The following is a 1937-nucleotide window of genomic DNA, read 5'->3' as shown; positions in this document are numbered from 1 at the left end:
GCACTGTATGGTTCCTCTTCCCAGACTACCGGGTTAACCCCATCCTCGTTTTTCTCTTTCATGATAGTGACAACCGCTTGAAATCCTTCCTTTTCCAACGACGATATGCCTACAGCCCGATGCTCGCGAAGCACGAGACGATCTTCTTTGTTTGCCTCTAAAACCCAGATCTTCTGATGGGGTGGAAACGGTTTGCTTGGCACTAAAGGCAGTTGTACTCTTTTTGTCTTTTCGTATTGAGCTTTTTCTTCTTCTGAGGGAACCGAGTTGACAGACACCGGAAACATCTGGTTGAAGAAGATCAAATCTCCTTCTGTCCATAATATTCGTTCTGCGTAGAAGTTCATATAGTCATTTGACACGCTAGCCTGCGATGGCGTCTTCGTTTCGAAGACTATCATTTCGCAGGGGGTAAATGGATCAAAAAGGGACACATACAACTTTTCATCACGCACGATAAACCCTGGTACGTAGAATCGTTCAGGGCTTACGTCAACCATATAGAACTGCCCGTTTCCAAATACAAAGCACATGCTGTTGCTGATTTCTCCTTCAGGATACCGAAACTTCCGAAGTCCAAATGCGGCGATGTTGTGCTCAGGAAAGTATTCTAGTCCCCGTCCACTAAGTGACAGGTTAAAATAATCATCAGCGTTTTGGTAGTTCGCAACTGTCGGATCAACGGATAGGGCGCTCTTCCAGTATTCATAGGCATCGAATACAACCTCGACTACCTCCGCTTGGGGTCGCTCGTCAACCCCGGCTATGTTCACCCGGTATACGCTTATCCGCGTATCTGGGGGCATGGTACCTCTCCGATCAGCATCGCTTATGTAGTCGGTAACAACGAGCGTTTCAATCTGCGAGTTACTCTGGGACGCTTCAACCGCAAAAACCCCCGGAACTGCACAAACCAGATATAGAAAAGCGAGAACAATGCCCAAACCGAGCGGAGCCGCCGTCTTTGTCTTTGTAAAAGAAGATTTATTGCGTGCGTTGACAGATATCTTCATTTTGTCTTCTCCTAATTATTATTTGCGATCATATTCATGATTCAGTCCTGTGATGCAACATTGCACACATCTCTGACGTATCGGTTACAGTAAGGTCCCGCTTTTCCTACGCGACAAAATGCCCAGTGTCCACGTTCTTCAGGACTGTCAAGTGGTGGCGTCTTCTCAGGGGACACCCATTGTAAATACTGTCCCGTGCATCCCACTCCATTTTTATCACAACCGGAATTATTGCATACTGTGTAACCGCAACTTGCTCCATTGAATCTCTTGAGTCCAATGGCAACAGCGTATGAGTTAGCGCCGGTTTCCGTGAAAGTTATGCCGTTTATCGTTTCCTCCGGTATCGTTTCCTCCGGTATCGGTGGAGCAGGAAAAGGCATAGATTCGATTGCGGCAACCTGCCTAATCCTTGCAAGTTCGTCTTCGCCTCCTTGCATGCATTCCTCGAGTCTCCTCACGCCCTCATCACAATTCGACATCCAGTTCCAAGATTGTTCTGCAGTTGGCCGTTCATTTGTAAGTTGATACATGCCCATGCCGCCGTCAAAGGATTCATTGACCGTGTAGCGTTTATCAGTTGCATGATTCGGACCAGGATCATCTCCTGCCCATGCATGTATCTCATTGAAGTTCAAGTAGCTGCGGTAATTCTGAGTGCCGCTCTCCTTTACCGCCACTCGCCGTCTATACCAAGGAGAACTGCCTATGTAGTTTTTCGCCTGCTCAACGGTCGGATTTTGCGCCCGGACATAAAACGTGCGTACAAAAGTACGATGGCTGTCAGTGATGCATAACACCCTGAATGTGCCCCCAACGGTAACGTTATTAATCATCGCGTTTAATGACCACGGCTCGTCGTCCTCCGCCACAGTGAGATTTGCGTCAAAGGTAACTAGGGACAGGCACCTAATATATGTTTTT

General features: G+C 47.5%; 2 protein-coding genes. Both read right to left on the bottom strand.

The window, feature by feature from the left end; all coding sequences use genetic code 11:
- Window positions 1-1013, bottom strand: a 1013-nt coding sequence (locus GX117_06665; GenBank protein ID NLO33023.1) for a hypothetical protein, incomplete at its 3' end; no start/stop codon positions are given.
- 41 nt (window positions 1014-1054) lie between these two features.
- Window positions 1055-1937 (bottom strand): hypothetical protein (locus GX117_06660; GenBank protein NLO33022.1); only part of this gene is annotated, 883 nt, incomplete at its 5' end.

The organism is Candidatus Hydrogenedentota bacterium, from assembly GCA_012523015.1.
In the GTDB taxonomy this organism is placed as follows: domain Bacteria; phylum Hydrogenedentota; class Hydrogenedentia; order Hydrogenedentales; family CAITNO01; genus JAAYBJ01.
Note: the sequence above shows the minus strand (reverse complement) of the source record. Positions and strands in the feature narration are given on the sequence as shown.